At 74.6% G+C, this 26,087-nt stretch carries 26 protein-coding genes; 10 read left to right on the top strand and 16 right to left on the bottom strand.

Features of this window, described 5'->3' with window-relative positions; all coding sequences use genetic code 11:
• Positions 1–2: 2 nt before the first annotated feature.
• The 3 genes from AB0H71_RS03425 (at position 3) to AB0H71_RS03415 (ending at position 2,796) form a co-directional block, all read left to right on the top strand.
• The gene (locus AB0H71_RS03425; protein WP_357014428.1) at positions 3–344 is read left to right on the top strand and encodes an STAS domain-containing protein; all 342 of its coding nucleotides are present in this window, start codon (positions 3–5) and stop codon (positions 342–344) included.
• A 1-nt stretch (position 345) separates the two neighbouring features.
• On the top strand, positions 346–744 hold the full coding sequence (locus AB0H71_RS03420) for an ATP-binding protein (protein ID WP_357014427.1): 399 nt from the start codon (positions 346–348) through the stop codon (positions 742–744).
• A gap of 153 nt (positions 745–897) precedes the next feature.
• Positions 898–2,796, top strand: coding sequence for a copper-translocating P-type ATPase (locus AB0H71_RS03415; RefSeq protein ID WP_357016127.1), 1,899 nt, complete (start codon positions 898–900; stop codon positions 2,794–2,796).
• Here AB0H71_RS03415 and AB0H71_RS03410 read toward each other — a convergent pair.
• Complete coding sequence (locus AB0H71_RS03410) at positions 2,786–3,730, bottom strand: zinc-binding dehydrogenase (protein WP_357014426.1); 945 nt, start codon at positions 3,728–3,730, stop codon at positions 2,786–2,788. The genes AB0H71_RS03415 and AB0H71_RS03410 overlap by 11 nt on opposite strands.
• Positions 3,731–3,805: 75 nt before the next feature.
• Between AB0H71_RS03410 and AB0H71_RS03405 the strand changes: the two genes are divergently transcribed.
• From AB0H71_RS03405 to AB0H71_RS03390, 4 genes are all read left to right on the top strand, one after another.
• Positions 3,806–4,357 carry a helix-turn-helix domain-containing protein gene (locus AB0H71_RS03405; protein WP_357014425.1) on the top strand — a complete coding sequence of 184 codons (552 nt, stop codon included), beginning with the start codon at positions 3,806–3,808 and terminating at the stop codon, positions 4,355–4,357.
• Between the two features lie 53 nt (positions 4,358–4,410).
• Positions 4,411–4,728, top strand: coding sequence for a hypothetical protein (locus tag AB0H71_RS03400; protein ID WP_357014424.1), 318 nt, complete (start codon positions 4,411–4,413; stop codon positions 4,726–4,728).
• 27 nt (positions 4,729–4,755) lie between these two features.
• The gene (locus AB0H71_RS03395) at positions 4,756–5,154 is read left to right on the top strand and encodes a hypothetical protein (RefSeq protein ID WP_357014423.1); all 399 of its coding nucleotides are present in this window, start codon (positions 4,756–4,758) and stop codon (positions 5,152–5,154) included.
• 80 nt (positions 5,155–5,234) lie between these two features.
• On the top strand, positions 5,235–5,936 hold the full coding sequence (locus AB0H71_RS03390; protein WP_357014421.1) for a DUF2993 domain-containing protein: 702 nt from the start codon (positions 5,235–5,237) through the stop codon (positions 5,934–5,936).
• A gap of 12 nt (positions 5,937–5,948) precedes the next feature.
• Here AB0H71_RS03390 and AB0H71_RS03385 read toward each other — a convergent pair whose 3' ends face one another.
• Together AB0H71_RS03385 and AB0H71_RS03380 are read right to left on the bottom strand one after the other, a co-directional pair.
• Complete coding sequence (locus AB0H71_RS03385; protein WP_357014418.1) at positions 5,949–6,389, bottom strand: hypothetical protein; 441 nt, start codon at positions 6,387–6,389, stop codon at positions 5,949–5,951.
• 139 nt (positions 6,390–6,528) lie between these two features.
• Entirely contained in the window at positions 6,529–7,272 is a 744-nt protein-coding gene (locus AB0H71_RS03380; protein ID WP_357014416.1) for a helix-turn-helix domain-containing protein, read from the bottom strand.
• 64 nt (positions 7,273–7,336) lie between these two features.
• On the opposite strand from AB0H71_RS03380, the gene AB0H71_RS03375 reads away from it, so the two are divergent.
• Positions 7,337–7,882: a TIGR03086 family metal-binding protein gene (locus AB0H71_RS03375; protein ID WP_357014414.1), complete on the top strand. Its 546-nt coding sequence runs from the start codon at positions 7,337–7,339 to the stop codon at positions 7,880–7,882.
• 108 nt (positions 7,883–7,990) lie between these two features.
• On the top strand, positions 7,991–10,591 hold the full coding sequence (gene rph, locus AB0H71_RS03370; protein WP_357014412.1) for a rifamycin-inactivating phosphotransferase: 2,601 nt from the start codon (positions 7,991–7,993) through the stop codon (positions 10,589–10,591).
• Here rph and AB0H71_RS03365 read toward each other — a convergent pair.
• Complete coding sequence (locus AB0H71_RS03365) at positions 10,564–10,980, bottom strand: helix-turn-helix domain-containing protein (protein WP_357014410.1); 417 nt, start codon at positions 10,978–10,980, stop codon at positions 10,564–10,566. The genes rph and AB0H71_RS03365 overlap by 28 nt on opposite strands.
• Positions 10,981–11,077: 97 nt before the next feature.
• On the opposite strand from AB0H71_RS03365, the gene AB0H71_RS03360 reads away from it, so the two are divergent.
• Positions 11,078–11,944 carry an alpha/beta hydrolase gene (locus tag AB0H71_RS03360; RefSeq protein ID WP_357014408.1) on the top strand — a complete coding sequence of 289 codons (867 nt, stop codon included), beginning with the start codon at positions 11,078–11,080 and terminating at the stop codon, positions 11,942–11,944.
• Positions 11,945–11,979: 35 nt separating this feature from the next.
• On the opposite strand, the gene AB0H71_RS03355 is transcribed toward AB0H71_RS03360, so the two are convergent.
• From AB0H71_RS03355 to AB0H71_RS03300, 12 genes are read right to left on the bottom strand one after another with little or no spacing between them, the layout of a single operon-like run.
• A complete protein-coding gene (locus AB0H71_RS03355) occupies positions 11,980–12,465 on the bottom strand; it encodes a dethiobiotin synthetase (RefSeq protein ID WP_357014407.1) in 486 nt (161 codons plus the stop codon).
• Positions 12,462–12,911, bottom strand: a complete 450-nt coding sequence (locus AB0H71_RS03350; protein WP_357014405.1) for a nuclear transport factor 2 family protein — start codon at positions 12,909–12,911, stop codon at positions 12,462–12,464. The genes AB0H71_RS03355 and AB0H71_RS03350 overlap by 4 nt, the downstream gene beginning before the upstream one ends.
• Before the next feature lie 21 nt (positions 12,912–12,932).
• Positions 12,933–13,361 carry an ATP-binding protein gene (locus AB0H71_RS03345; RefSeq protein WP_357014403.1) on the bottom strand — a complete coding sequence of 143 codons (429 nt, stop codon included), beginning with the start codon at positions 13,359–13,361 and terminating at the stop codon, positions 12,933–12,935.
• A gap of 45 nt (positions 13,362–13,406) precedes the next feature.
• Complete coding sequence (locus AB0H71_RS03340; protein WP_357014401.1) at positions 13,407–13,985, bottom strand: helix-turn-helix domain-containing protein; 579 nt, start codon at positions 13,983–13,985, stop codon at positions 13,407–13,409.
• On the bottom strand, positions 13,982–14,758 hold the full coding sequence (locus AB0H71_RS03335) for a hypothetical protein (RefSeq protein ID WP_357014399.1): 777 nt from the start codon (positions 14,756–14,758) through the stop codon (positions 13,982–13,984). The genes AB0H71_RS03340 and AB0H71_RS03335 overlap by 4 nt, the downstream gene beginning before the upstream one ends.
• Positions 14,755–15,384 (bottom strand): hypothetical protein, encoded by a 630-nt coding sequence (locus AB0H71_RS03330; protein ID WP_357014397.1) that lies wholly within the window; start codon positions 15,382–15,384, stop codon positions 14,755–14,757. Before AB0H71_RS03330 ends, AB0H71_RS03335 begins: the two co-directional genes overlap by 4 nt.
• On the bottom strand, positions 15,371–18,007 hold the full coding sequence (locus AB0H71_RS03325) for a phosphoenolpyruvate synthase (protein WP_357014396.1): 2,637 nt from the start codon (positions 18,005–18,007) through the stop codon (positions 15,371–15,373). The genes AB0H71_RS03330 and AB0H71_RS03325 overlap by 14 nt, the downstream gene beginning before the upstream one ends.
• A complete protein-coding gene (locus AB0H71_RS03320; RefSeq protein ID WP_357014394.1) occupies positions 18,004–20,475 on the bottom strand; it encodes an ABC transporter permease in 2,472 nt (823 codons plus the stop codon). The genes AB0H71_RS03325 and AB0H71_RS03320 overlap by 4 nt, the downstream gene beginning before the upstream one ends.
• The gene (locus AB0H71_RS03315; protein WP_357014392.1) at positions 20,472–21,164 is read right to left on the bottom strand and encodes an ABC transporter ATP-binding protein; all 693 of its coding nucleotides are present in this window, start codon (positions 21,162–21,164) and stop codon (positions 20,472–20,474) included. The genes AB0H71_RS03320 and AB0H71_RS03315 overlap by 4 nt, the downstream gene beginning before the upstream one ends.
• A complete protein-coding gene (locus tag AB0H71_RS03310; protein WP_357014391.1) occupies positions 21,152–22,225 on the bottom strand; it encodes an SDR family oxidoreductase in 1,074 nt (357 codons plus the stop codon). Before AB0H71_RS03310 ends, AB0H71_RS03315 begins: the two co-directional genes overlap by 13 nt.
• Positions 22,222–22,479 carry an acyl carrier protein gene (locus AB0H71_RS03305; protein ID WP_357014389.1) on the bottom strand — a complete coding sequence of 86 codons (258 nt, stop codon included), beginning with the start codon at positions 22,477–22,479 and terminating at the stop codon, positions 22,222–22,224. Before AB0H71_RS03305 ends, AB0H71_RS03310 begins: the two co-directional genes overlap by 4 nt.
• Complete coding sequence (locus AB0H71_RS03300; protein WP_357014387.1) at positions 22,476–26,063, bottom strand: DUF6001 family protein; 3,588 nt, start codon at positions 26,061–26,063, stop codon at positions 22,476–22,478. The genes AB0H71_RS03305 and AB0H71_RS03300 overlap by 4 nt, the downstream gene beginning before the upstream one ends.
• Between the last annotated feature and the right edge of the window lie 24 nt (positions 26,064–26,087).

Raw genomic sequence — 26,087 nt, 5'->3', positions numbered from 1 at the left:
CGATGAGCCGATTTCCCACCCGCACCGCCGAATCCGGCGCCGTCGTGGTGCGCCCGGAGGGCCGCCTGGACATGATCGCGGCGCCGGAGCTGCGCAAGGAGCTGCACGCGCTGGCCGGCGGCGCCGGCGCCCGGGTGGTGGTCGACCTGGGCGGCACCGAGTTCATCGACTCCTCCGGGCTCGGCGCGCTCATCTCCGGGCTCAAGGCGGCCCGCCAGGCCGGCGGCGACCTGCGGATCGCCGCGCCGACCGCGCAGGTGGAGACGGTGCTCGCGCTGACCAACCTGAACCGGGTGCTGCGCACCTACCCCTCCGCCGACACCGCCTTCGGCGCCGAGGGCTGACGTGCCCGGCCCCGCCGCGCACGTGCTGCGGACCAGCACCGGCCCGGACACCCTCGCGGCCGTCCACGACGCGCTCGAACAGGTCTGGGCCGCGCACCCGGTGCCGGAGGCGGTCCGGCTGCACCTCGATCTGGCCACCGGCGAGATCGCGGCGAACATCGTCGAGCACGGCGGCTCGGCGACGCTGCGCTTCGAGGTCGCGGTGCGCCCCGACCGGGTCGAGGCCAGCTTCACCGACGACGGCCCGCCCGCCGAGGTCGACCTGGCCGCGGTCGCCATGCCGGACCCGCTCGCCGACCGCGGCCGCGGCCTCGCCCTGGCCCGCCAGGTCCTCGACGAGCTCACCTACCGCCGCGAGGGACCGCACAACCACTGGACCCTCACCCACCTGCTGGGCTGAGACCACCTTTACAGGTACCCCCCAGGGGTATATGGTCCGGGTATGTCCACCGAGCACGTCATGCGGCACGATCACCACGCACACCACGAGCAGGCCGGCCACGCCGAGCACTCCGGCCACGACCCGGCGGTGTTCCGGCGGCTGTTCCTGGTGATGGCGGTGCTGGCGGTCCCGGTCGTGGCGACCTCGATGATGTTCGCCGACCTGGTCGGCTACACCGTGCCCGAGGCACTGTCCTGGGTCTCCCCGCTCGGCGGCACGGTCATGTACCTGTGGGGCGGCCGCCCCTTCCTCACCGGCGCCGCGGCCGAGCTCCGCGCGCGGCAGCCCGGCATGATGCTGCTGATCGCGCTGGCGATCACCGTCGCCTTCACCGCCTCCTGGGGCGCGACCCTCGGAATCCTCGCGCACGACCTGGACTTCTGGTGGGAGCTGGCGCTGCTGATCGTGATCATGCTGCTCGGGCACTGGATCGAGATGCGTTCGCTCGGCCGCGCCTCCAGCGCCCTGGAGTCACTGGCCGCGCTGCTGCCCGACGACGCCGAGCGCCTCGACGACACCGGCGCCGCCGTCACCGTGCCCCTCGGCGAGCTGCGCGCCGGGGATCTGGTGGTGGTCCGGCCCGGCGCCAGGGTGCCGGCCGACGGCACCGTGGAGTCCGGCGCCGCCGATGTCGACGAGTCCATGATCACCGGTGAGTCCGCGCCGGTGCGGCGGGTGCCGGGCGACCCCGTCGTGGCCGGGACGGTGACCACCGATTCGGCGCTGCGGGTGCGGGTCACCGCGGTCGGCGCCGACACCGCGCTGGCCGGGATCCAGCGGCTGGTGGCCGAGGCGCAGAACTCCACCTCCCGCGCGCAGGTGCTGGCCGACCGGGCCGCGGCGCTGCTGTTCTGGTTCGCCGCGGGCACCGCCGTGCTGACCGCCGCGGCGTGGCTGCTCCTCGGCGAGCCGCAGTCCGCGATCACCCGCACCATCACCGTGCTGGTCATCGCCTGCCCGCACGCGCTCGGCCTGGCCATCCCGCTGGTGGTCGCCATCGCCACCGAGCGGGCCGCCGCGGCCGGGGTGCTGGTCACCGACCGCCGCGCGCTGGAGGCCATGCGCAGGGTCGACACGGTGCTGTTCGACAAGACCGGCACCCTCACCCGCGGCGAACCGGCGCTGCACGCCGCCACCGGCGACGAGGCCGTCGCGCTGGCCGCCGCCGTCGAGGCCGACAGCGAGCACCCCCTTGGCCGGGCCATCGTGGCCGCCGCCGCCGATCGCGGGCTCACCGTCGCGCCCGCGACCGGGTTCACCGCGCGCAACGGCATCGGCGTCACCGCGACCGTCGACGGCGCGACCGTGTCGGTCGGCGGCCCCGGGATGCTCGCCGAGCACGGCCTCGACCCGCTGCCGGAGACCGCGGCGTGGACCGGCTCCACCGTGCTGCACGTGCTGCGCGACGGGGCGGTGGCCGGGGCGCTCGCGCTCGCCGACGAGATCCGGCCGGAATCCGCGCGCGCGGTCCAGGCGCTGCACGCGCGCGGTATCCGGGTCGCCATGATCACCGGGGACGCCGAACCGGTGGCCCGCGCGGTCGCCGAGCGGCTCGGGATCGACCACGTGGTGGCCGGGGTCCTGCCGCGCGACAAGGGCGCCGAGGTCGCGGCGCTGCAGGCGGCAGGGCACCGGGTCGCGGTGGTCGGCGACGGCGTCAACGACGCGCCCGCGCTGGCCCGCGCCGACGTCGGGATCGCCATCGGCGCGGGGACCGATGTCGCCATCGCCTCCGCCGGGGTGGTACTGGCCGGTGACGACCCGCGCGCGGTGCTCTCGGTCATCGCCCTCTCCAGGGCCACCTACCGCAAGATGGTGCAGAACCTGACCTGGGCCGCCGGGTACAACATCGTCGCCGTCCCGCTGGCCGCCGGGGTGCTCGCGCACTGGAACATCACCCTGCCCATGGAGATCGGCGCCCTGCTCATGTCCGCCTCGACCGTCGTGGTCGCGGTGAACGCCCAGCTGCTGCGCCGCCTCGACCTGCGCCCGGACACGGTCACGGGGTGAGTACGACGCGCCCGAACACCTCCCCGGCATCCATCCGGTGATGCGCGAGCGCCGCCTGCTCCAGCGGCAGCACCTCGTGCACCACCGCCGCCAGCTCCCCGCGCGCCGCCGCCGCGAACTGGCCGGCCCGGACCGCTCGGCGCGCGGCCGGGTCGACGGTGCCGGCGCTGAAGGTGGCGAAGGAGAGCGAGCGCTGGAACCCGCGCAGCAGGGTCGTGCCGAAGTCGGCGGGCGGGTACCCGGCGACCACCCCGACCGCCACCAGGCGGCCGTTGGGCGCGAGCTTGTCCAGGAACTCCGGCAGGGCGGGTCCGGCGACGACATCGATGATCACGTCGAAATCCGCACCCCCGGTCCCGGCCCGATCCAGCACCCGGGTGGCACCCAGCGCGCGCAGCCGCTGCCCGCGCTCCGGCGAGGAGGTGGTGACCGCGATCTCCGAGGCACCGGCCGCGGCGGCGAGCTGCACGGTCAGCAACCCGATACTGCCCGCGGCCCCGCGCACCAGCACCGACTCCCCGGCCGCGAACCGGGCGTGCGCCAGCCCGAAGTGCGCCACCACCCCGGAGCCGCCCAGCGCCACCGCCGCCCGCGCGGTCAGCCCCTCGGGCAGCGGCAGCACCTCCGCCGCCACCGCCTGCTCGACATAGCCCCCGCCGGTTCCGGTGAACCCCCACACCCGGCGCCCGAGCCAGGCATCGTCCACCCCCGCACCGACTCCGGTCACCACCCCGGCGACCTCGCTGCCGGGGATATGCCCCGCCCGGAAGCCGTACCCACCGAGGGTGCCGCGCCGGATCACCGCATCCACCCCGCCCACGCCGATGGCCTCGACCGCGATACCGACCTCCCCAGGGCCGGGTTCCGGGGCGGGCAGCTCGGTGACGGCCAGCCCCTCGGGGCCGCCGAAGGCACGGATCTCGATGGCGCGCATTGATTCTCCTCGTCGTCGCTGGTCCGGGCACCGACGCTAACGGACGCCCCCGTCCGTTTCGCTAAGGTGAGAGCGATGCCCGACCTTTTGCCTCGCCCCCCGCGCGCGGACGCCGCCGAGAACCGGGGCCGCATCCTGGACGCCGCCCGCGCGCTCTTCGCCACCGAGGGCATCACCGTGCCCATGCGCGAGATCGCCCGCCGCGCCGGTGTGGGCCCGGCCACCCTCTACCGCCACTTCCCCACCAAGGAGATCCTCGCCACCGCCGCCTTCGCCGAGCAGCTGCGGGCCTGCCGTGCCATCGTCGAGCAAGCCGGGGCCGACCCGGACCCGTGGCGCGGTTTCCGCACCCTGATCGAGGAGATCTGCGCGCTGCACGCCCGGAGCCGCGGCTTCACCGAGGCGTTCACCGCGACCTTTCCGGACGCCGCCGACCTGGGCGCGGACCGGGCCGCCGCGCTGCGCGCCGTCGCCGGGCTCGCGGTCCGCGCCCAGCGCAGCGGGCGGCTGCGCGCGGACTTCACCGTCGACGACCTCATGCTCGTGCTCTCCGCGCACCGCGGGATCGGCGCCGCCGGCTCCGCCCGCTTCGCCTCGCTCATGATCCAGGCGTTCCGGGCACCCTGAGCCGCAGCCGTTTCCGGCGCGACGGCGCGCGGCGCGGCTGCCAGAATCAGCACATGCGGACCGAATCGGTGGCGGTGACCGAGGTCGGTCCCGGGGATGTGGTGGCCGATCCCGCGGGGACCGGGCTGTGGCGGCGGGTGCGGGAGCTGCGCCACGGCCGCGCCCCGCGCCGGGACGGCAGCGGGCGCGAGTGGACCTACTACGCCTTCGTCGGCCCGCTGGTCGACCCCGCCGCCGCGGCCGAGGTGATCGGCAACCAGCCCCGCATCGACCGGTTCGTCTTCCGTGAGGACGAGTACGTCACCCGCACCGTGCCCGAGACCGACGTGGCGGGATCGGGATTTCGCGGGGACACTCGGGGGACGGAGTGAATCGTCTCGTCCCCAGGAGCACATGCGATGGCAACCAACGGCCCCTTCGGCCTCGACCCGGAAGACGTCGAGCGCGCGCTGCGCGAGGCGGGAATCGAGCTGCGCGACCTGATCGGCAAGGCGGGCGGGTACCTGGAGCGGGTCGACGGCGCGAGCATCGGCTCACTCGCGGCGCTGCTCGGCCAGTTCGCGCCGCACCCGGAGAAGCCGCGCACCCCGCCGCAGCCCGAGGGCGAGACCACCGGCGCGACCGGGAGCGGCGTCTGGGTGATCTACACCGTGGACGAGGACGGCACCGCCCGGGTCGACCAGGTCTTCCCCAGCGAGCTGGAGGCGCTGCGCGCGCACCGCGACAACACCGACGACCGCCGCCGGGTGCGGTTCCTGCCCTACGGCGTGCCCGCCGGCGTGCTGGACGCGCCCTGATCCGCACCCGATAGCGGGCAATGGTTCGCCTCGCCCGCCCGCAGCCGCGATGATGGTGCGATGGCCGAGCAGGTGAGCGCATGCGCGCGCTGGTGATACTGATCGTGGTCGCGGCGATCGCGCTGATCGCGGGCGACCGGATCGCGGTGGTGGTGGCGCAGAACGAGATCGGGCGCCGGATCGCGGCCGAGTACGCGCTCGATCGGGATCCCGCCGTCGATATCGGGGGCTTCCCGTTCCTCACCCAGGCCGCCGGCGGCCGCTACGAGACCATCGACATCCGGGCCGGCGAGTGGAGCGATCAGGACGTCACCGTGCGCGACCTGCGGCTCACCCTCACCGACGTCACCGCCCCGCTCGCCGACCTGATCGCGGGCAATACCTCCACCCTGGTCGCGGCCGGGGCCACCGCCGAGGCGGTGCTCCCCTACGACACCGTCCGCCGCTACGCCGACGACGGCGTCCGCGAGCTCTCCGACAGCCCGGAGGGGCTCCGCGTCACCGGCACCTTCCCGGTGGAGGGGCTCCCCTTCCCGGTGCCCGCCACCATCGTCTTCGCCATGGCGCCCACCGACGAGGGCATCGAGCTCACCCCGGTCTCGGTGCAGGCCGCGGTCGGCGGCCCCGCGGTGCCGCTCTCGGTGCTCAGCCGCAGCCTGGCCTTCACCATTCCGCTGCAGGACCTGCCGCTCGGCGCCCGGATCACCGCCATCCGCCCCGCCGCCGACGGGCTGCACGTGACCGCGGCGGCGGCGGGCGTCCGCTTCTCCGACCTGTCCTGACATCCCAGGGTGCTACGGGACGTAGAGGTACCACTCGGCGAACGGGCCCTGGATCGGCCAGCTGCTCGACATGATCTTGGCCGGGCCCATCCCCACCCACAGGTCGACGGTCACGGGCTTGCCGCGCCCCGCCCCGGTGCGCACGTACACATCCTGGTGCCGGAAGCCCGCCGACCCGACCCAGCCGATCATCACCCGATTGCCGCACGGCCCGCTCAGGTACCCCTGCGGCGTCACCCGCGCCCGCACGAACCCGGGCTTCTTCGGCGCCGCCTCCAGATCCACGGAAATCGCTCCGGCACAGAAGTTCGCGTCACCGAAGGTGTAGAGCGTGGTGCCGATCGGCGCCCACTGCGGAAGCGGATCCGCCTGCGCCGGAACGGCGGTCGCCCCGCCGAGCACCCCGATCCCCAGCGATGCCGCGATTCCCGCGCCCAGTCGTCGAATGTTCATGATTCGAGCCCTCCCCCGTCGAGCATTCGGATTTCCCGCTCGCCGCGCGACCCGTCGGCATCGACGGCCCGCGGCGGAAGTCGTTCGCCCACCGAGCATATCGGGTAAAACGGGCCACCGGGGAACGTTCCGGACGGTCTCAATAGCGCGCGGCGAAGCGGGTCGGGGGCTCGCCGAGCATGCGGGTGCAGTCGCGGACGAAGTGCGCCTGGTCGGCGTAGCCGAGGTCGGCGGCGAGCAGCGCCCAGTCGATCTCGCCGCCCTGTTCCAGCCGCCGGGCGACCTCGTGCACCCGGTACCGGCGCAGCACCCACTTGGGGCTCGCCCCGACGTGCTCGGCGAAGAGCCGCTGCAGCGCGCGCATCGGGGAGCCGAGTTCGCCGGCGAGCCGGTCGACCCGGGTGAGGCCGGGGCGGGCGGCGATCAGCGCGACCGCCTCGATCGCCGCCCGGCTCGCCGCGTCCGGTTCGGGCAGCCGGGGGCGCAGGAACTCCTCGATCGACGCCACCTCCGGACACTCCGGCGGCTCGACGCCGAAGATCGCGGCGGCGGTCGTGACGCGGTCGGTGAGCCCGGAGACCGGCGCGCCGAGCACCGGGCGGAACGCGCCGGGCCGGAAGGCCACGCCGAACACCCGGCCGGTCCCGGTCAGCGTCTGGTGCCGGTGCCCGCGGGTCACCCCGCGCACCGTCGCCCCGGCCTGGCTGCTGATGGTGAGGTGCACCCGCGGCAGCGCCGTGATGAGCTGCCGGTAGGGCTCGGCGTAGTCCCAGTACACGGTCCAGTAGTGCTCGATGTACCCGGCCAGGTCGGGCGATGGCGCGGCGGTCTCGTGCCGCTGGAACCGCCGCCAGGCCCCGCCCAGCTCACGGGCATCCCTCATGGCGCGAGTGTAGGTGTCGCGTTCGTTCAAGACAGCGGCTCCCCGGCCTGGTTGGCTGGCCGCCATGAGCACTTCGGAGACGATGGAAGCGGCGGCGGCGCCGCTGCGGCGGATCGCCGCCGCGATCACCCCCGCGGACCTGACCCGGCCCACCCCGTGCACCGAGTTCGACGTGGCCGCGCTGGTGGAGCACCTGCTGCACTGGGCGCCGGGGCTCGCCGCCGCGGGCCGTAAGCAGCCGCCGGCCGGAACCCCCCGATCCTTGCGCGCGGGCATCGACGACATCGTGGCCGCGTGGAGCGAGCCGCGAGCCTGGGAGGGGACGGCCGAGTTCGCCGGGGCCACCCTGCCCGCACCGCTGCTCGGCGGCATGGTGGTCGGTGAACTGGTCGTGCACGGCTGGGATCTGGGCCGCGCGCTCGGCATCGACGTCGGCTGGGACGACGACCTGCTCGGCTTCCTGCTCGACCAGGTGACCGCGACCGCCGAACAGGGCAGGGAGATGGGCGCCTACGGGCCCGCCGTACCGATCCCGGACTCCGCGCCGGCGCTGGACCGCATTCTGGCCACGACCGGGCGCACTCCGCACTGGCAGCCGATCACCGTCTGATTCCCCCTCCCCCTTTCACTGTATACCCGATTCCGGCCCCTCATGAGCCGCCGATTTGTGGTCCATACTCGCTCCCGTCGTACGAAAACCCCAGGTGAGGAGTGGCGGATGGGCTATGTGCTCGGCTTCGCGGAGATCGACCGGACCCAGGTCGCGGTCGTCGGCGGCAAGGGCGCGAACCTCGGTGAGCTGTCGCGCGTCGACGGCGTGCGGGTGCCGGACGGGTTCTGCGTGACGACGGCGGCCTACGCCGAGGCGGTGGCAAGCGCGCCGGAGCGGGAGGGGCTGTTCGAGGAGCTGTCCCGGCTCGAACCCGGAGACCGGGAAGCCACCCGGGTGCTCAGCGCGCGGGTGCGACAGGCCGTCGAGGAGGTGGAGATCCCCGGCGCGGTGGCGGCGGAGATCGTCGCCGCGCACGCCCGGCTCGGCGCGGACGGCGCCTACGCGGTGCGCTCCAGCGCCACGGCGGAGGATCTGCCGACGGCCTCCTTCGCCGGGCAGCAGGACAGCTACCTGAACATCTCCGGCGCGCCGGAGATCCTGGCGCACGTGCGCCGCTGCTGGGGGTCGCTGTTCACCGAGCGGGCCGTCGCCTACCGGCAGCGCAACGGGTTCGGGCACAGCGGGATCCGGATGGCGGTGGTGGTGCAGGCCATGGTCTTCCCGCGCGCCGCCGGGGTGCTGGTCACCGCCGATCCGGTGAGCTCGGATCGCACGGTGACCTCGATCGACGCCGCCTTCGGGCTCGGCGAGGCGCTGGTCTCCGGGCTGGTGAACGCCGACAATGTCCGGGTGCGCGGCGGCGCCGTCGTCGAGCGGGCCATCGCCACCAAGAAAGTCGCGATGGAGGCGGACCCCGCCGGGGGAACCCGGGTGCGCGAGATCGCGCCCGAGCACCGCGACGACCCCGTACTGACCGACGCCGAGGTGCTCGAGCTCGCACGGCTCGGCCGTCGGATCGAAGCGCACTTCGGCAGCCCGCAGGACATCGAGTGGTGCCTCGGCGACGACGGCCCCCTGATCGTGCAGAGCAGGCCGATCACCACGCTCTTCCCCATCCCCGAGGCGCCGGACGGCGGCACCCGCGTCTACGTCTCGGTGGGCCACCAGCAGATGATGACCGACGCCATGAAACCGCTCGGGATCTCGCTCTGGCAGCTCACCAGCGGCGCGCCCATGCGGGACGCGGGCGGGCGGCTCTTCGTCGACGTCACCCCGGTGCTCGCCGCCCCCGGCTCCCGCGCCGCGCTGGTGACCGCGCTCGGCACCTCCGACCCGCTGCTCGGCGACGCCCTGCGCACCCTGGTCGAGCGCGGCGGCTTCGGCACCGACGCGCCCGAACCCGACCGTCCGATACCCGGCACCGTGCCCGCACCCGCCGAACTCGACCCCGCGACCGTCGGCGAGCTCATCGCAGGGAGCGAGGCCTCCCTGGCGGTGCTGAAGCGCGAGATCGAGAACCACACCGGCGCCGCGCTGCTCGACTTCATCCGCGCCGATATCCAGGAGCTGCGCCGGGTCCTGTTCGACCCGCGCGGCCTCGAGCTCATCACCGCCGCCATGCAGGCCTCCGAGTGGCTCAACAACCGGCTCCTGGACTGGCTGGGCGAGAAGAACGCCGCCGACGCGCTCACCCGCTCGGTCCCCGGCAACATCACCTCGGAGATGGGGCTCGCGCTGCTCGACGTCGCCGACGCCATCCGCCCGCACCCGCAGGTCGTCGCCTACCTGCGGCGAATCGAGCACACCGCGCCCGCGGACTTCCTCGACCGGCTCGCCGGCTACCCCGGCGGCGAGCAGGCGCGCGCCGCCATCCAGGACTTCCTGGACCGCTACGGCATGCGCTGCGCGGGCGAGATCGACATCACCCGGCCGCGCTGGAGCGAGTGCCCCGCGACCCTGCTGCCCGTCGTCCTCGGCAATGTCGCCGGGTTCGAGGCCGGGGCGGGCCCGCGGCAGTTCGCCGAGGGGCTGCGCGATGCCGAAGAGGCGAAGGAGCGGATCCTGCGGGAGGTGCGGGCGCTCCCGGACGGCGCCGCGAAGGCCGCCGAGACCGAGCGGATGATCGACCGGGTCCGCACCTTCTCCGGCTACCGCGAGTACCCGAAGTACGGCATGGTGTGCCGCTACTTCGTCTACAAGCGGGCGCTGCTGCGCGAGGCGGACCGCCTGGTGGCCGCCGGGGTACTGCGAGCCCCGGACGACATCGACTACCTGCGCTTCGACGAACTCCACGAGGTCGCCGCCACCCACCGCGCCGACGCGGAGCTGATCACCGCGCGCCGGACCGCCTTCCGCGCGCACGAGGCGCTCACCCCGCCGCGGGTCCTCACCTCCGACGGCGAGGTGCTCACCGGCGCTTACCGCCGCACCGACCTGCCCGCGGGCGCGCTACCCGGCACCCCGGTCTCCGCCGGGACCGTCGAGGGCCGCGCCCGCGTCGTCACCGATATCGCGCACGCCGACCTCGAGCCCGGCGACATCCTGGTCACCGCCTACACCGATCCGAGCTGGACCCCGCTCTTCGTCGCCATCGCCGGACTGGTGACCGAGGCGGGCGGGGTCATGACGCACGGCGCCGTCATCGCCCGCGAGTACGGGCTGCCCGCCGTGGTCGGCGTCGAGCACGCCACCGCGCTCGTCCGGGACGGGCAGCGCATCCGGGTGCACGGCACCGACGGCTACGTCGAGCTGCTGCCCGATCGGTGATCGAGCCGGGCCCGCGCCGCGCTGTCGCCGCCGCGGGCCCGGTGGTCGTCGATCTCCGCGGCGTGCGCCTCGGCCCACTCGCGCAGGATCGCCAGCGGCTCGGCCAGGGAGCGGCCGAGCGGGGTGAGCCGGTAGGAGACCTGCGGCGGCACCGTGCCTGCCACGGACCGGCCGACCAGGCCGTCGGCCGCCAGCTCCCGGAGCGTGGCGGAGAGCATCTTCGCCGAGACGCCGGGCATGCGGCGGCGCAGCTCGGCGAAGCGCACCGGCTCCGGCTCGGCCGCGGTGAGGACCGTGATGGCCATGGAGGTCCACTTGGTGCCGAGCCGGTCCAGGATCTGCCTGGTCGGGCAGCGCGGGTCGAAGAGGTCGCCGCGGTGGGTGGTCACCTCGAGGTCACCTGCTTTCCGGAAAGTGCCTTCTTGTGCCGGTGTCCCCGGCGGGGGACAGTAACCAAAGGTTACCTGGTTACTGGAGGTGTGCAGGATGGTTTCGATTCGCACAGTCCGCTCGCGCGGCGCCGAGCTGCGGGTTCAGGTGTCGGGGGCGGGGGCGCCGGTGCTGCTGCTGCACGGGTGGCCGCACACCCGGCGGCTGTGGGATCACGTGGTGCCCGAGCTCGCGAAGCACCACACGGTGCTCGCTCCGGATCTGCCCGGGCTCGGTGAAAGCACCGCCCCCTACGGCGGTTACGGCGCGGACGCCATCGCGGCGGATCTCGGCGCGATCCTCGACGCCGCGCGGGCGGAGCCGGCCGCCGTGGTGGCGATCGACCTGGCGGTTCCGCCCGCGTTCGTCTTCGCGCTCACCGCGCCGGAGCGGGTGGCGGCGCTGGTGCTCATGGAGTCGCTGCTGGTGCCGCTGCCCGGGGCGGAGGAGTTCCTGGCCGAACCGCCGTGGTGGTTCGGGTTCCACGGTGTCCCCGGGCTGGCCGAGGCCGTGCTGCCCGGCGGCGAGGATGCCTACCTCTCCTACTTCCTCACCGAGCACACCTTCGAGCGGCGCGGGATCGATCCGGAGATCCACGCCGACTTCGTCCGCGCGTACACCGGGCGGGAGGCGCTGGCGCGCGGGTTCGGCTACTACCGGGCCGCACACGGGAACGCGGAGCTGATCGCGCGGGCGACCGCGAGCACCCGGCTCACCGTGCCGACGCTCGCGCTCGGCGGGAATGTCGTCGGCCCGGCTCTGGGCCGTCAGCTCGCCGGCGTCGCCGACGATCTCGAAGCGCACATCGTGCCCGAGTGCGGCCACCTGATCCCCTTGGAGCAACCGGCCGCGCTGCTCGACCTGCTCGTCCCCTTCCTCAGCCGAAGCCTTCGCAGCGTATCTGTCCAACGAGCGCAAACATGATAGATGCGCACATCGCAATGTCACAATGCTTGCAGTCAGAGTTGCAACGCGGCGGCGACCGCCTCCTCCGGCGTAGCCGCCGTGATCGCGGGAACGAGGGAATTGCCATCGGCATCGCGGACATCCCACCCCCTGATGCTGACCACGGGGATATCCCCGCGATGGTTCGCGAGCGCGACCTCGGACAGCGTCCCCCACGACCCGCCGACGACGATGACGGCGTCGGCGGAGCGCACCAGGACGGCATTCCGCGCCTCACCCAGCCCGGTGTAGAGCACAGCCGACAGTCCGGCGCAGCTACCGGCGGGATCGGTATCGGGCCGCACCCCGATCACCAGACCGCCGGCGCCGGAGGCGCCCGCGGCGACAGCGGCCATGACCCCTCCCCCGCCACCGCACAGCACGGTCACCCCGGCGGCGGCGAGCAGCTCGCCGATCCGCCGGGCATTGTCCGCCTCGACATCGGTGCATTCGCGCGGCCCGCAGACGGCGACCTGGATCGGCGGCACGCCCGCGGTCACCGGTCGAGCGCGGACCGACCGGCCCCGCGGAGGTGGCGGCTCAGGTCGCCCGTGAAGCGGATGTCGACGCGGCGTTCCGCGAACCGCCAGGCGCCGTCGTGGCGCTCGAATCGGTCGCGGTAGCGCCCCGCCGCGACCGGCTGCAGCGCGAAATCGGGCAGTGCCTGGAACACCGTGATGGCGGAGCGGGCGGTCGCGGTGTTCGCCTGCTCGTCGAACTCCACGACGACATCGGTCGTCACGTGGTGGGTGCGTGGCGTCCCGTCGTCGTAGCGAATGACGGTGCGCCGCAGCATCTCTTCGACGCCCTCGCTCCCCCGGATCGAGTGTCCACCGCTGATGAACGCACCGTGGGCGAACAGCGCGCCGACGCCGGCGAAGTCGCCCGCGTCGATCAGCTCCCCGTAGCGCGCGATCAGGCTCGTGATGGCAGTGGCCGTACTCATGGCGCGGACGATACGCGCCGATCAGCTCGCGGCGCCGGAATCCAGCGGCATGCTCAGGGTGACCGTGGTCCCCGAGTCCAGTACGGTGACGCGGCTCTCGTCCACCAGCGCCCTGATCATGTGCAGGCCGCGACCGCGCAGCGATTCGACGCGGCCCCGCTCGGAGTCCGGCGCCGCCGGGCGGGTGACCCAGTGGCCGTGATCGGAGATGCCGATCGAGATCACCCCGCGGGCCACGATCGCCTCGAGCCGGATGGGTTGCCGATCACCGGCATGGCCGTGCTCGATCGCATTGGCGCAGGCCTCTCCGGCGGCGAGCAGCAGGTCGTAGGCGCGCTGCGGATCAGGCATCATCCCGTCCAGCCACCGGCGCAGCCGCCGGCGCACTCCGGGGAGCTGGTCGGGGCTGGCGGGGAACTCGATACGAAGCGGTTCGACCGCGCCGCCCATGTCATCTCCTTCGGCAGGGTGCCTCGCTCGGGTAGCGCAGCCGGTTCACGTATCCGGGTCCTCGTCTCGGTCGCCGTGGGGGCCGGGGCCCGCCAGATTGCCGGACGCCTCGGATCCACCCTCGACAATGTCGTCTTCCCTGGCCTTCTCGGAGTCCGGAGAGCTTGCACCGTTGTCCGAGTCGTGCGGTCGCGTCATGGGTCCGTTCTCCTCCGCGGGGTGGGCGCTCGTCGCCCACGCAGTCGGCACCGTGCCTTCGCGAATCGGCCTACCCGGGTGCTCACCCGACAAACCGGGCGGGGCACCGCAGGCCCGGCGCAGGTGTTCACGCCGCACGATCACGGCGGCCCGCAGCTGCCAGAGCGACTCGAGCCGGGTGAGGTCGAGCCCGAGGAGCTCACCGGCTTTGGCGAGCCGGTTGCTCACCGTGTTCGGGTGCACGCCGAGGGCAACACCCGATGCCTGCCGCCCGTGCTCCTGCCGGACGTACTCGATCACGGTGTCGAGCAGCTCGGGGTGCGCGGCGAGCGGGTCGAGGAGCCGGGCGAGGTGGTCGCGGCCGGGGCCGGGGCGGGTGAGCTGGTCCTCGAGGGCGAGTTCGGCGCGCACCGGGTCCCAGGTCATGCGACGAAGCTGTGCACGATCTCGTCCGCGTCCGGGACGCGGACGAACTGCACTTCGGGGCAGTGCTTCTCGAGTTCGGGGCCGAGGGCGAGGTAGCCGGTGCGCAGGGTCTCCAGGTGGGCGGCGGTTTCGTGGGTCTCCCGGTGCCCGCCGCGCAGCGCGAGCCGTCGCGCGGCCTCGGCGGGCGGGGTGTCCAGCCACAGCACCCGGTCGGGCAGGGTGGTGCGGTAGGTCTCGGCGAGGCGGGTGATGGCCGCCGCGGTGCCGGTGCCGAGGATGGCGGCGATCGCGTCGAGCACCGTCGTGAGGTCGCCGCCGATACCGACCCGGTCCTGTTCGAGCGCCTGCCAGCGGTGCAGCGCGGCCGTCGCGCCGGGGTGCCGCCGCTCGGCCAGGGCGAGGACGGCGGGGACGTCGGGGGCCGCGCGGCGGGCCAGGCGGGTGTAGAGCGGGGCGTAGACCAGGGTCTCGATGATCGGATGGCGTTCGCACACCAGCACGTCGGGGCGGTAGGTGCGCAGCAGGAAGTCCTCGACCGGCCCGTAGAGGGTCATCCGCAGGTACAGCGTCGCGGCCTTCACCACCGGGCTGCCCAGGGAATCCGCCGCCTCCCCGACGGCCGCGAGCCCGCGCGACACCTCGTGCAGCGGCCCGTCGCCATTGTGGTGCAGGTCGGGGCAGCTGAGGGTGAGCAGGCGGGCGGCCCGCACCCGGGCGATGAGCGAGGATTTGCCGGAGCCGTCGATCCCGACCACCGCCACCCGGACGGTCACCGCCGCACCGCCTCGATGGCGGCGAGCATGGTCGCGGTCAGCGCGGCCGGGTCGGCGGTGGCGTCGAGCTCGACCCAGCCCAGCTCGGCGCCGAGCCGGTCCAGCTCCCGGTGGCTGCGGCGCTGGAATTCGAGGAACCGCGCGGCATCGCCGTAGCCGCTCTCGTAGTCGCTGCGCTCGCCGCGCCGGGCCAGCGCGGTCTCCGGGGTGACCCGCAGGTGGAAGGTGAGCGCGGGCGCCGGGAATCCGGTGACCGCGGCGCGCAGGGCGACCGGGTCACCGCCGTGCGCCACCTCGGTGGCGAAGTACTTGTACCAGTAGGCGTTCAGCAGCACGATGCGCGGCGTGCGGGCCAGCGCCAGGTCCAGTCCGGTGTGCACGGCGTGGAAGAGGAAGTGCGCGCGCGCCGCCGGGCCGAGCACGCGCAGGTAGGCCAGAACGGCCGCGCGGTCGCGGAAGGGCAGGTGCCGCGCGAGCACCGGGTCGGCGAGCGCGTCCCAGATCCCGGCGGCGACGGTATCGGTGCCGTCGGCGGTGAGGGCCGCGGTGAGGGCGTCGACCTGGGTGCTCTTGCCGGAGGCGTCGGCCCCGGACACGCAGATCAGCACCGGCTCAGCCGAGTTCATCGAGCCGCTCCACCAGTCCGGAGCCGCCGTCCAGCCGGACGGTCTCGCCGTCCCGGATGGTCGCCATGAGCCCGGGCACCCCGACCACGGCCGGGATCCCGAGTTCCCGGGCGAGCACCGCGGAGTGCGAGAGCATGCTGCCGCGCTCGATGAGCAGCCCGCGCACGCTCGGGAAGAGCGGCCCCCACCCGGGGTCGGTGCGCAGCGCGGCCATGATGGTGCCGCGCACGTCCAGGTCGTCGTCGGGGCTGCGGACCACCCGGATCGGGCCCTGCACGATGCCGGGCCAGCAGCCGGTGCCGCGCAGGGCCCGGCCGTCACCGGCGGGCTGCGCGGCGGGCGCGGCGGGGGCGACGATGTCGGAGGGGCCGGTGGTCTCGAACTGGTTCGGTGGCTCGGTGTGCTCGTAGCGGGCGAACTCGGCGATGCGGGTGCGGGCGAGCGCGGCGAGGTCGGTGGTCATGGAGCGGCCCTCGGCGAAGGCCTGGATCTCCTCCATGGTCAGGTAGAAGACGTGGCGCGGCTCGTCGAGGCGGCCCGCGGCGGCGAGCACCTCGCCGACCCGCAGGTACACCGAGCGGCCGACCCCGACGATGCGGGTGCGGGTGAGCCGCATGCGTTCCCGGTCGCGCACCGCCGTGCGGGCCCGGCGCAGTACGGGGGCCAGGCGGTCGCGGCGGCGGCGCGGGAGCGCGGCCAGGATCTCGCGCTCGAAGGCGGCGCGGCGGGCGCGGTGGTCGCGGTCGAAGGCGGCGGCGTCGATGGTGTCGTCGCGGACGTAGTTGCGCAGGATGGTGCCGATGAACGACGGGTCCTGGCGCAGCGAGACGGTCTCCAGCTTCTGCTCGCCCATGCAGCGGTCGCCGTAGCGGTCGAGGTAGTCGTCGAGTGCGGCGGCGACCGCGGGGGCGGCGGCGCGCACGGCGTCCAGGCCGGTGCGGGGGTCGCCGGTGGCGAGCGCGGTGCGCAGCTCCGGGGCGCGGCGGATGTCGGCGGCGAGGCGCATGAGGATGAGCGTCGGCTGCAGCGACTCCACCGCCTCCTCGGAGGCGAGCAGCCCGGCCACCGTCTCCTCCGAGCCGGGTGCGCCGCCGCCGGCCAGGATGCGCCTGGCCCGGCCCGCCTGGTTGCTCAGGTAGAGGTCGTTGAGGATCTGCACGGCCCAGCGGTCGAAGAGCTTCAGGCCGCGCTCGGCCAGGTCGAGCAGCTGGTCCAGCTCGGCGGCGGTATCGAGGTCGCGGCGGATCCGCTCGACCTCGGCGCCGACCTCGCGCTGGAACCGCTCGACCAGCCTGCCCCGGTTCAGCATGCGCCAGCCGAGCACCACGAAGACCGGGGCCAGCCGCGGGATCGCGGCGAGCCGCTCCGCCGGACCGGCGTGGATGCCCTCGATGAAGTCGACCGGGTGCTCGACGCCGATCATGCGCTCGACATCGTCCTTGTTGCGGTCGAAGAACGGGGCCAGCCGCAGCACCCGGTACCAGTTGTTGATGTTGTAGTAGACCCGCCCGGAGACCAGCCCGACCATATTGCGCAGCACCTTGTCGTTGGCGGCGATGGTGCGGTCGCCGACGCCGATGAGGTGCAGGGTCTCGCGGAAGATCACCTCGTAGACCTTGGCCGCCCAGGAGAAGGTGAGCGGGGTGGTGACGCCGTTGAAGCTCTCCTGGATATTGCTGTTGTCCCACACCGTGCGCCAGCTGCCGAGCGCCGCGGCCACGGCGGTGATGGGCCGGGTCTGCAGGAAGACGGCTTCGCCGTCGCGGATGGTCCACTCGATGTCCTGGGGGCCGCCGAGCACCGCCGCGATCGCCACGCCCGCGCGCACGAGCGCGGCCGTCTGCTCCGGGGTGAGGCAGCGGACCCGGCGGCGCTGCTCGGCGACCACACGCTGTTCGGCGCCGCCGCCGTCGGCCCGGCCGAACTCGAGGTCCTTGTCGGCGACGGTCACCGACAGCTCGGTGCCGTCGTGGCCGACGGTGAACTCGTCGGTGGCGCAGGCCCCGCTCACCACGCCCTCGCCGATGCCCCAGCAGGCGCTGAGGACCGCCCGGTCGGTGGCGCCGGTGACCGGGTCGGTGGTGAAGAGGACGCCGGAGACCTCGCCGTCCACCATGTCCTGGATGATCACCGCGAGTGCGGCGGCGGCGCCGTAGTGCAGCGCGCGAGGGCTGAAGGCGGAGGCCCAGCAGCGGCGGACGGCGTCGACGACCTGGTCGGTGCCGGTCAGGTAGAGGTAGGACTCGTAGATGCCCGCGTAGGAGCGGTCGGCGCCGTCCTCCCCGACGGCCGAGCTGCGCACCGCGACGCGGCCGCGCCCGCTCAGGGCGTGCGCGATGACGGTCACGAGCGCGGGATCCATCGGGGTGCGGCAGATCTCGGCGCGCAGCCGTTCCGCCGCCTCGGCGTCACCGTCGAGCGAACGCCGGTGCAGCTCGGGGAGCTCGCCGCGGGTCAGGTGCTCGGTGAAACCCTCGGTGCCGAGCACCACCCAGGACGGCACCCGCGCGCCGGTGCGGGACAGCCGGGCCAGCCCCACCGCCTTCCCGCCCGCCCACGCGGCATCGCCGTCGGTGACAAGGGCGCCGTCGCGCAGCTCGGGCAGGGCAATTCGCTGATTCATTCGACCCTCATCGCTTCGATGATGTTGACGGTGGAGACGCGCCACGCGGCGGGCAGCGCGCCGAGCAGGCAGAGCAGGAGCGCGCCGAGCGCCAGCGCGTAGGCGCCGGGGACCGGCGCGAAGGCGACGTCGACGTTCCACGCGCGGGCGGAGGCGAGGTCGGCGACGACCTGCTGCGCCGAGCCGAACACCAGCCCGAGCACCCCGCCGGTCACGGCCAGCCCGGCCGCCTCGGCGAGCACCGTGGCGACGGTGAACCGGCGGGCGGCGCCGATGGCGCGCAGCACCCCGATCTCGCGGCGCCGTTCGAGCACCGAGAGCAGCAGCGTGTTCAGCAGCGCGACCGCGGCGATGATCGTGACGATGATCCAGATGAGGTGATTCAGGCTGGTGGCCTGGTCGAGCGCGGCGGCGAAGCCGTTCACCGCCGCGTCGCCGCTGTAGACGTGGACGTCCGGCGGGACCGCGCTCCGGACCCGGTCGAGCGCCGCGCCGGGGTCGGCGCCGGGCTGGAGCCCGAGTTGCAGTGCGGCGGTGCCGGTATCGCCGAACCACCGCTGGACGAGCGGAAGGCCCAGTGCGAGTGCGCCGTTGAGGGCAGAGAAGAAGGCGACCTCGGCGAGGACCGGGACCGCGTGGGCGCCGGTGGGGCTCGGGACCGTGAGGGTGTCGCCCACCTCGAGCGAGAGCGCGTCGGCGAGGTCGCGGGAGACGACGGCGCCCTCGCCGTCCAGGACGCGGCGCGCTACCTCGGGGCCCGCGGCGTCCAGCAGGGCATTCGCCGAGCCCGGCGCGACGCCGTAGGCGAGGGCGCGCTGCTCGCCCAGCTCGACGTAGGTGGCCTGGTCGGCGACGACCGTGGCGATCGGGGGCAGTGCGCGCAGCCGGTCGGCGGTGTCCGCGGGGAGCCGGGGTCCGGTGGGGAAGGTTCCGGCGGGGGTGGTCGAGACCCAGATGTCGGCGCCGCGCAGCACCTCGAAGGACTCTTCGGTCGAGGTCACCGCGTTGCTGTTGCCCGCGCTGATCGCGAAGCTGGCCGCGACCGCGACGGCGACCGTCAGCAGCGTCGCCCAGGAGCGCTTCGGCGAGCGGCGGATGGTCTCGGCGGCGAGCGCGCCCGCGCCGCCGCAGCGGCTCGCGACCGCGGCCGCCGCGCGCACCAGCACCGCGCCGGCCGCGAAGCCCGCCGCGATCTCGGCGGCGAACATGGTCGAGATGCCCCCATTGGCGAGAATGCCGGGCTGACCGGTCGCGACCAGCACCGCCGCGACGGCCAGCACCGCGGCGAGCACGGCCGCGCCGATCCGCGCGGCGGGCCGGATGCGGTCGGCCGGGGAGACCCCGACCGGGGCGAGCGCCTCCACCGGCGACACCCGGTAGACCTGCCGCGCGGCCAGTGCCGCCGCGGCCACGCAGACCGCGACCGCCGCGAGCACGGCGAGCGGGATCGTCCACCACGGCACCGCGAACTCGATCCGGGCGGAAACGGATTGCAAAAATATGTCCGGGAGCTGCCCGACCGCGGTGCGGCCGAGCAGCAGCCCGAGCGCGGCGCCGGCGAGCGCGCCGAGCAGCGCGGCGACGGCGGTCTCGGCCAGCAGGTCGGCGACGATGCTCCGGCGGGTCGCGCCGAGCGCGCGCAGCATGGCGATCCGCTGCCGCCGCCCGGCGATCGCCAGCCCCATCGCGGTGTAGATGAGGAAGGCGGCGACCAGGAACGACATTCCGGCGGCGGAGACCGAGACGAAGCGGATGAGCTGCACGCCGTTGCTCGCCGCGGCGCGGTGCGCCGCGGGCTCGCCCACCCCGGCCCGGCCCGCCACGGCGGCGGTGACATCGCGGCGCAGTGCGGCGGGGTCGGTGCCGGGCGCGGCCACGATCAGGACGGAATCGATGCGGTCGCCGCGGCCCGCGGCGCGCTGGGCCAGCGGGAGCGGTGCGAGCAGGAAGCGGCCGCCGTCGAAGCGCTCGAGGCCGTCGAGCACGGCGGCCACGGTCACCCCGGTGTCCTGCAGGGCGAGGCGCTCCCCCGCCGCGAAGCCGGTGTTCGGGCCCGCCAGGACTCCGTCCGGGGTGGTGGGCAGGGCGCGCAGGTGGTCCTGGAGCGGGCTGTGCAGCGCGGCCGCGGTGGCGTCGGTGCCGATCAGCAGGGCGGTGCCGCGCGCGGTGGTGACCGGGGTCTGCACCAGCGGGACCGCCGCCGCGACGCCGGGGACCGCGGCGACCTCGGTGCGCAGCGCCGCCGGGATGCCGGCGCCGGAGAATGCCGAGACCTCCAGCGCGGCATCGCCGGTGGTGCCGTGTGCGAAGTCGTCCAGGGAGCGGTCGATCGAGCCGATGATCGAGAGCACCGTCACCAGCAGCGCGGTCGAGACCGCGACCACCGCGCCGGAGGTGAGCGCGCGGGCGCGGTGCGCGGACCACTCCCTGATCCCGAAGACCCACCAGCGGTTCAGCGCCGACCTCACGGCGCCTCGCGCACGATGTCGTCGGCGACCCGGCCGTCCCGCAGCGTGACCACGCGGTCGGTACCCGCGGCGGCCTGCTGGTCGTGGGTGACCATGACGACCGCGCGCTGCCGCTCGCCGTCGCGCGCGAGCCGGGCCAGCAGCGCCATGAGCTCCTCACCCGCGCGGGTGTCGAGGTTGCCGCTCGGTTCGTCGGCCAACACGATCGGCGGGTCGAGCATGAGCGCGCGCGCCACCGCGACCCGCTGCATCTGACCGCCGGAGAGCTGGGCGGGGCGGTGCTCGGCGCGGTCGGCCAGCCCGACGGTGCCGAGCAGGTCGTGGGCGCGGCTGCGGGCGCCGCGCAGGGTGCCGCCGTCGAGCAGCGACGGCAGCGCGACGTTCTCCCAGGCGCTCAGCGTGGGGAGCAGGTTGAAGAACTGGAAGACGAAGCCGATGGTGTGGCGGCGGAACGCCGCCTGCCGCTGTTCGCCGAGCCGGTCCACCGGCTCGCCGCGGAAGATCACCCGGCCGCTGTCCGGGGCGTCCAGCGTGCCGAGCAGGTGCAGCAGCGTGCTCTTGCCGGAGCCGGACGGCCCGACGACCGCGGTGAAGGTGCCCGCGCCGAAGCGCAGGCTGACCCGGTCGAGCGCGCGCACCTCCCGGCCGCCGACGGTGTAGGACTTGCTCACCTCGCTCAGCTCGAGCACCGCACCACCTCCTCGACGGAGGCCAGCGGCGCGCCGAGATAGCCGCTCTCGGTGCAGAAGTCGAGCAGGGTGCGCAGGTAGGCGGGGCCGGTGTCCGGTACCGCGGTGCCGAGCAGCGCGGCGGTGTTCGCGGTGTCGAAGCTGCGGCGGGCGCCGAAGTAGCCGGTGTACTGGGCGCCGATCCGCAGGTAGTACTCGCGCTCGAGGTCGCCGAGATCGGCGAGCGCGAAGGCCGAGGCGGGCACGAACCGCGCCACCTCGAACGAGGGGTACTCGGCCAGCACCTCCGACATGCCGCGCAGCGACAGCGGGTCGGCGCCGACCGCGTGGCAGGTCCGCCGCTCGGCGAAGTCCGTGACCGCGGCGACCACGGTCTCGGCGACGAAATCGACCGGGGCCAGCGAGAGCGTGGCGTCGTAGCGGCCGGGCAGCGTGCGCAACTTGCCCTCCACGATCAGCTTCACCACGGTGTAGAGGTTCTTGTAGTCGCGGATGGCGCCGCTGCCGGTGTAGCCGGTGACGATGCCGGGGCGCACGATCGACCAGCGCAGCCCCTCGGTGGTGCGCACGTGGGTCTCGGCGTCGAACTTGCTGCGCTCGTAGCCGTTGCCGAAGCCGTGCGCGTCATCGAGGTCGTCCTCGGCGATCACGCCCTCGCGGCGGCCGCAGACGTAGGCGGTGCTCACGTACACCAGCGGGACGTCCAGCTGCAGGGCGAGCGCGCAGGCGTGCGCGGTGCCCGCGACGTTGAGTTCGTCGTAATCGCGCTGCGACGCGGCGAAATCGGTGGTGGCGGCGCTGTGCACGATGGCCCCGACCCGGTCGGCGAGGGTGCGGGCGTCCAGGCCGAAACCCGGTGCGCGCACGTCGCCGCGCACGGCGGTGACCGGTGCCTCCGGGTCGTCGGCGAACGCGGTCGCGGGCAGCCGGTTCCCGGCGCAGTCCACGATGTCGGGGGTGCGGTGGGTGAGCGCGACGACGTGCCGTCCGCGCCGGTGCAGCCGGGCGGCCACCTCGGCGCCGACCAGCCCGCCGGCGCCGGTGAGCAGCACGGCGGTCATCGGCGCTCCCCCGCGGTGGCGCCGCGGACCAGCCCGACGACGTCGCCGACCCGCAGGATGTCGGCCAGGTCCTCGGGGTTCTGCCTGGGCAGGGCGAAGACGCGCTCCAGGGCGACGGTGAGCTCCATCAGCCGGATGGAGTCGAAGCCGAGATCCTCGATCAGGCGTTCGTCGTCGCCGACCCGCTGCGGGGTGTCGGGGGCCATGCGGGCGATGAGGGTGCGGACGGGTTCCGCGATGGCGTCGTCGGTCATCGGTCGAGTTCTCCGTTCGGGTCGGTGCCGCGCTGGTGCGGCTGGGCGCCGCCGGAGGCGAGCAGGTCCTGGACCTCGTCGATCGGCAGCTCGGTGTCCAGGTAGGCCGCGAGCCGCAGCCAGTCGTAGGTGATCCGCAGGGTCGCGCGCCACTGCTCGTGCGAATCGAAGGAGGCGGGGAAGGCCAGGTCGGCGCCGGCGCGGACGGTGTCCACGAGGTCGTCGAGGACGGCGAGCCCGGCGTTCGGCGGTGCCGCGTCCGGCCCGGCGAAGCCGACCCTGGCCGCGGCGTCCACCCGGGCCAGCAGCCGGTCGCGGCCGGGCAGCGCGGCGGGCACGAGCCGCTCGAGCGTGGCGACCGGCGCCACGTCCGGGGGCAGCGGGCTGATGCCGAGCGTGCACAGCAGCAGCCGCACCGCGCCCTTGAGCAGCCGGTCCGCGGCGGCCTCGGCCACCCGGGGCTGCCCCTGGCCGAGCGCACCGACCAGGTCCTCGCGGGCGTTCTCCACGATCACGTTGGACCAGACCAGCGCCGAGGCGCACTCGGTGAAGCGGGTGGCAGGCAGCGGGCTCAGCGTCACCGGCTGCCCCTCGGCCCTGGTGCCGCCGCCGATGCCGAGCACCGGGCTGACCGGGCACGGGGCGAGGGTGGACGGGCCGAGCGGTTTCACCATCGCCACCGCGGGCCGGATCGCGGCGCCGCGGCCCCAGCGCAGGCCGACCAGTCCGAGGCGGACGAACTCGGCGAGTTCGGCGTGCAGCGGCTCCGGCCCGCGCGCGAGCACCTCGGCGACGGAGCGGCCGAAGACCACGCCGCGCCAGGCTCTAGCGGCGCGGTCGGAGAGGACCAGGACGTCGGAGCGGCCGCGCACCACGTGGATGCGGCCGTCGATGGGCCAGGTCGTCACGGTGTCGACGCGGGTGAGCACCACCTGCGCCGGGTCGTCGGCGACCGCGACCCCCAGCTCCGCGGCGAGCGCCAGCGCCGGCGCGAGCACCCCGGCGGGGGCGAGCGCGGGCTCCGGCGCGAGGGCGGGCGCGGGCTCGAGCGCAGCCGCGGGCGCGGGCTCGGACGCGAGCGCGGGGACGGGCTCCGGCGCGGTGCGAATGCGCAGCGAGCGGAGCTGCTCGAAGTAGCGGCCGGCGAGCGTGTCCGCGCCGAGCCGGTCGAGCTGCGGCCCGAGCCACTTGCTCTCCAGGTAGGTCTCGCCGCGCTCGGCGAGGTACCCCTTGACCGCCTGGAGCAGCCCGTCCGCCGCCCAGGCCGCGGCGGTGCCGTGGTCGCGCAGCGCGGCCATGGCCACCGCCTGGCGCAGCGATTGGGTCGCGCGCGCCGACCACCAGCGGACCAGCACCCGGCTCAGCTCCGGGAGGGGCAGCGCCTGCCGCAGCCTGGCGATATCGGCCGCCCCGGGGCGCACCACCGCCGCCCTGGCGAACCGCTGGCAGCGGTTGAGCAGCTCCTGGTCCAGGTCGAGCAGTGCGGCGCCGGTGACGTCCTCGTCCAGCGCGGCCTTGCGGACGAGGTCGAGCTGCGCCCGCAGCTCGCCCTCCGACCGGGTGCGCACCTCGACCCGGCGCCCGCCGAGGAACAGCACCGACGGCATCACCGGCGTCGCCGCCGCGCCGGGCGAGACCGCGAGGAAGTCGATATCGGAGCCCTCGTTGCCGAACCCCTCTGCGATCGATCCCTCCAGCAGCACCGTCGCCGCCGCGGGCACCTCGACCGCCGCGAGCGCCTGCTCCAGCAGCCGGGTCAGCTCGGCGTCGCCGAGCCGGGACAGCGACGCGCGCCGCTCGGCGAACACCGGTGCGTCGTCGGTCTCGACCGTGCCGGTCCCGTTGTCCCGGTACAGCTCCCACATGAGCCTGCGCCGCGGCTTGCCGCTGGAAGTGCGCCGGATCAGCCCGCGCTCGCCGGTGACGACGACGCAGTCATGAGCAGGGCCGAGTTCGGCGCGCAGCGCCTTGCGGGCGGCGTCCGTCCAGTCACCGGGAGCATGCTCGGCGAAGAGCACGACGCCCTGACCTGCGCCCGCGTCCGGCATGGCGACCGCGGCGAAGGTGTGCTTGGGCAGCCCGGTCTCGCGGGCGATCCTGGCGTCGAGGTCCTCCATGAAGACCGAGCGGCCCCGCACCTTGAGGCTGGAGCCCATCCGGCCGAGCACGTAGAGCCGGCCGCCGCGCAGGAAGCCCGCGTCGCCGGTCCACAGCTCGCCGCCGGTGAAGCGGGTGCCGGCGGCCGAATCCTGTTCGCCGTGGTAGCCGGCGGCGACCGAGGCGCCGCTGAGCACCACCTCACCGAGCGTGCCCGGCGCGAGCGCGGCGCCGTCGGTGCCGGCGATGCGCACCGCGACCGCGGCGCCCTGACCGCCGAGCCCGACCAGCCAGCCGCCCCCCGGCAGTGGCTGCCCCCGGTACGGGGTCTCGGCGACGACGGCGACCGGCGCGCCGAACCGGGTCGCGGCGCTGTCGATCCGCACCGCGACCGGGGTCTCGCCCGAGCGGGTGATGGTGGCCATGAGCGTGCATTCGGCCAGGCCGTAGGCGGGGCGCAGGGCGGCGGGGTCGTAGCCGGCCGGGGCCAGCAGCGCGGTGAAGGCGCTGACGTGCTCGACGTCGACCGGTTCGGCGCCGGTGATCAGCGAGCGCAGGCCGGACAGGTCCAGGCCGACGAGGTCCTCGGGCCGGACCCGGCGCGCGGTGTACCCGAGCCCGAACGACGGCGCCACCGCGTGCTGGGCCTCCGCCATCGCCCGCACCCAGCGCAGTGGCTCGCGGATGAACTGATCGGGGCGTATCAGGAACAGCTCGCCCTGGCCGGCGATGGTCGCTATGACCGCGCCGACCAGCCCCATGTCGTGGTAGAGCGGGAGCCAGGAGACGGTGGCGTCGCCGGGGCGCCAGCCGATCGAGCCGGTGATGTGGGCGACGTTCGCGGCGAGGTTGCGCCAGCTGATCGGCACCCCCTTGGGCGCGCCCGACGAGCCGGAGGTGAACTGCACCAGCGCGCGATCGGTACTCCCCCGCCCGCGGGCGGGCCCGGCGGCCGCGGCGGATTCCACCGCGGTCCCCGGCAGGCTCGCCGTGGCCGCGCCGTCCTCCGCCGGGTTCTCCGGGGCGCTCGCCGCGAATGCGCCACCGCCCGCGGCGTCCTCCGGCAGGGTCACCGGGGTGCCGGCCACCCCGGTGTCGGCCATGGCCGCGCCGATCGGCCCGCGCAGCTGTCCGGTGGTGACGACCAGCCGCGGGGCGGCCCGGGTGAACTGCGCGCGCAGCTGCTCGCCGTACTCCCCGCCCGCGCCGAACACCGGCGGCGCCACCATCGTCACCGTCGCGCCGCACGACCAGACCGCGAACATGGCGGCGATGCAGCGCATCTCGGTCGGCAGCACCACGCACACCCCGTCGCCCGCGCGCAGCCCGGCGGCGGCGAGCAGGGCGGCGACGGTGCGCACGTCGGCGGCGAGCTCGGGGTAGCCCCGCCTGGTCCAGCCGCCGTCGTCGCCGGCGAGCCGCACCCCGCTCGCCGGGTCCGGGTCGTCGAGCCAGCCGCAGATGGCCCGGTAATCGTCGGAGGGCACGGGGTCTCGCTTCCTGTCGTCGGG

Origin of the sequence: Nocardia sp. NPDC050697, from assembly GCF_040654395.1 — a bacterium.
Classification (GTDB): Bacteria; Actinomycetota; Actinomycetes; order Mycobacteriales; family Mycobacteriaceae; genus Nocardia.
This window is presented reverse-complemented; position numbering and strand designations above follow the sequence as displayed.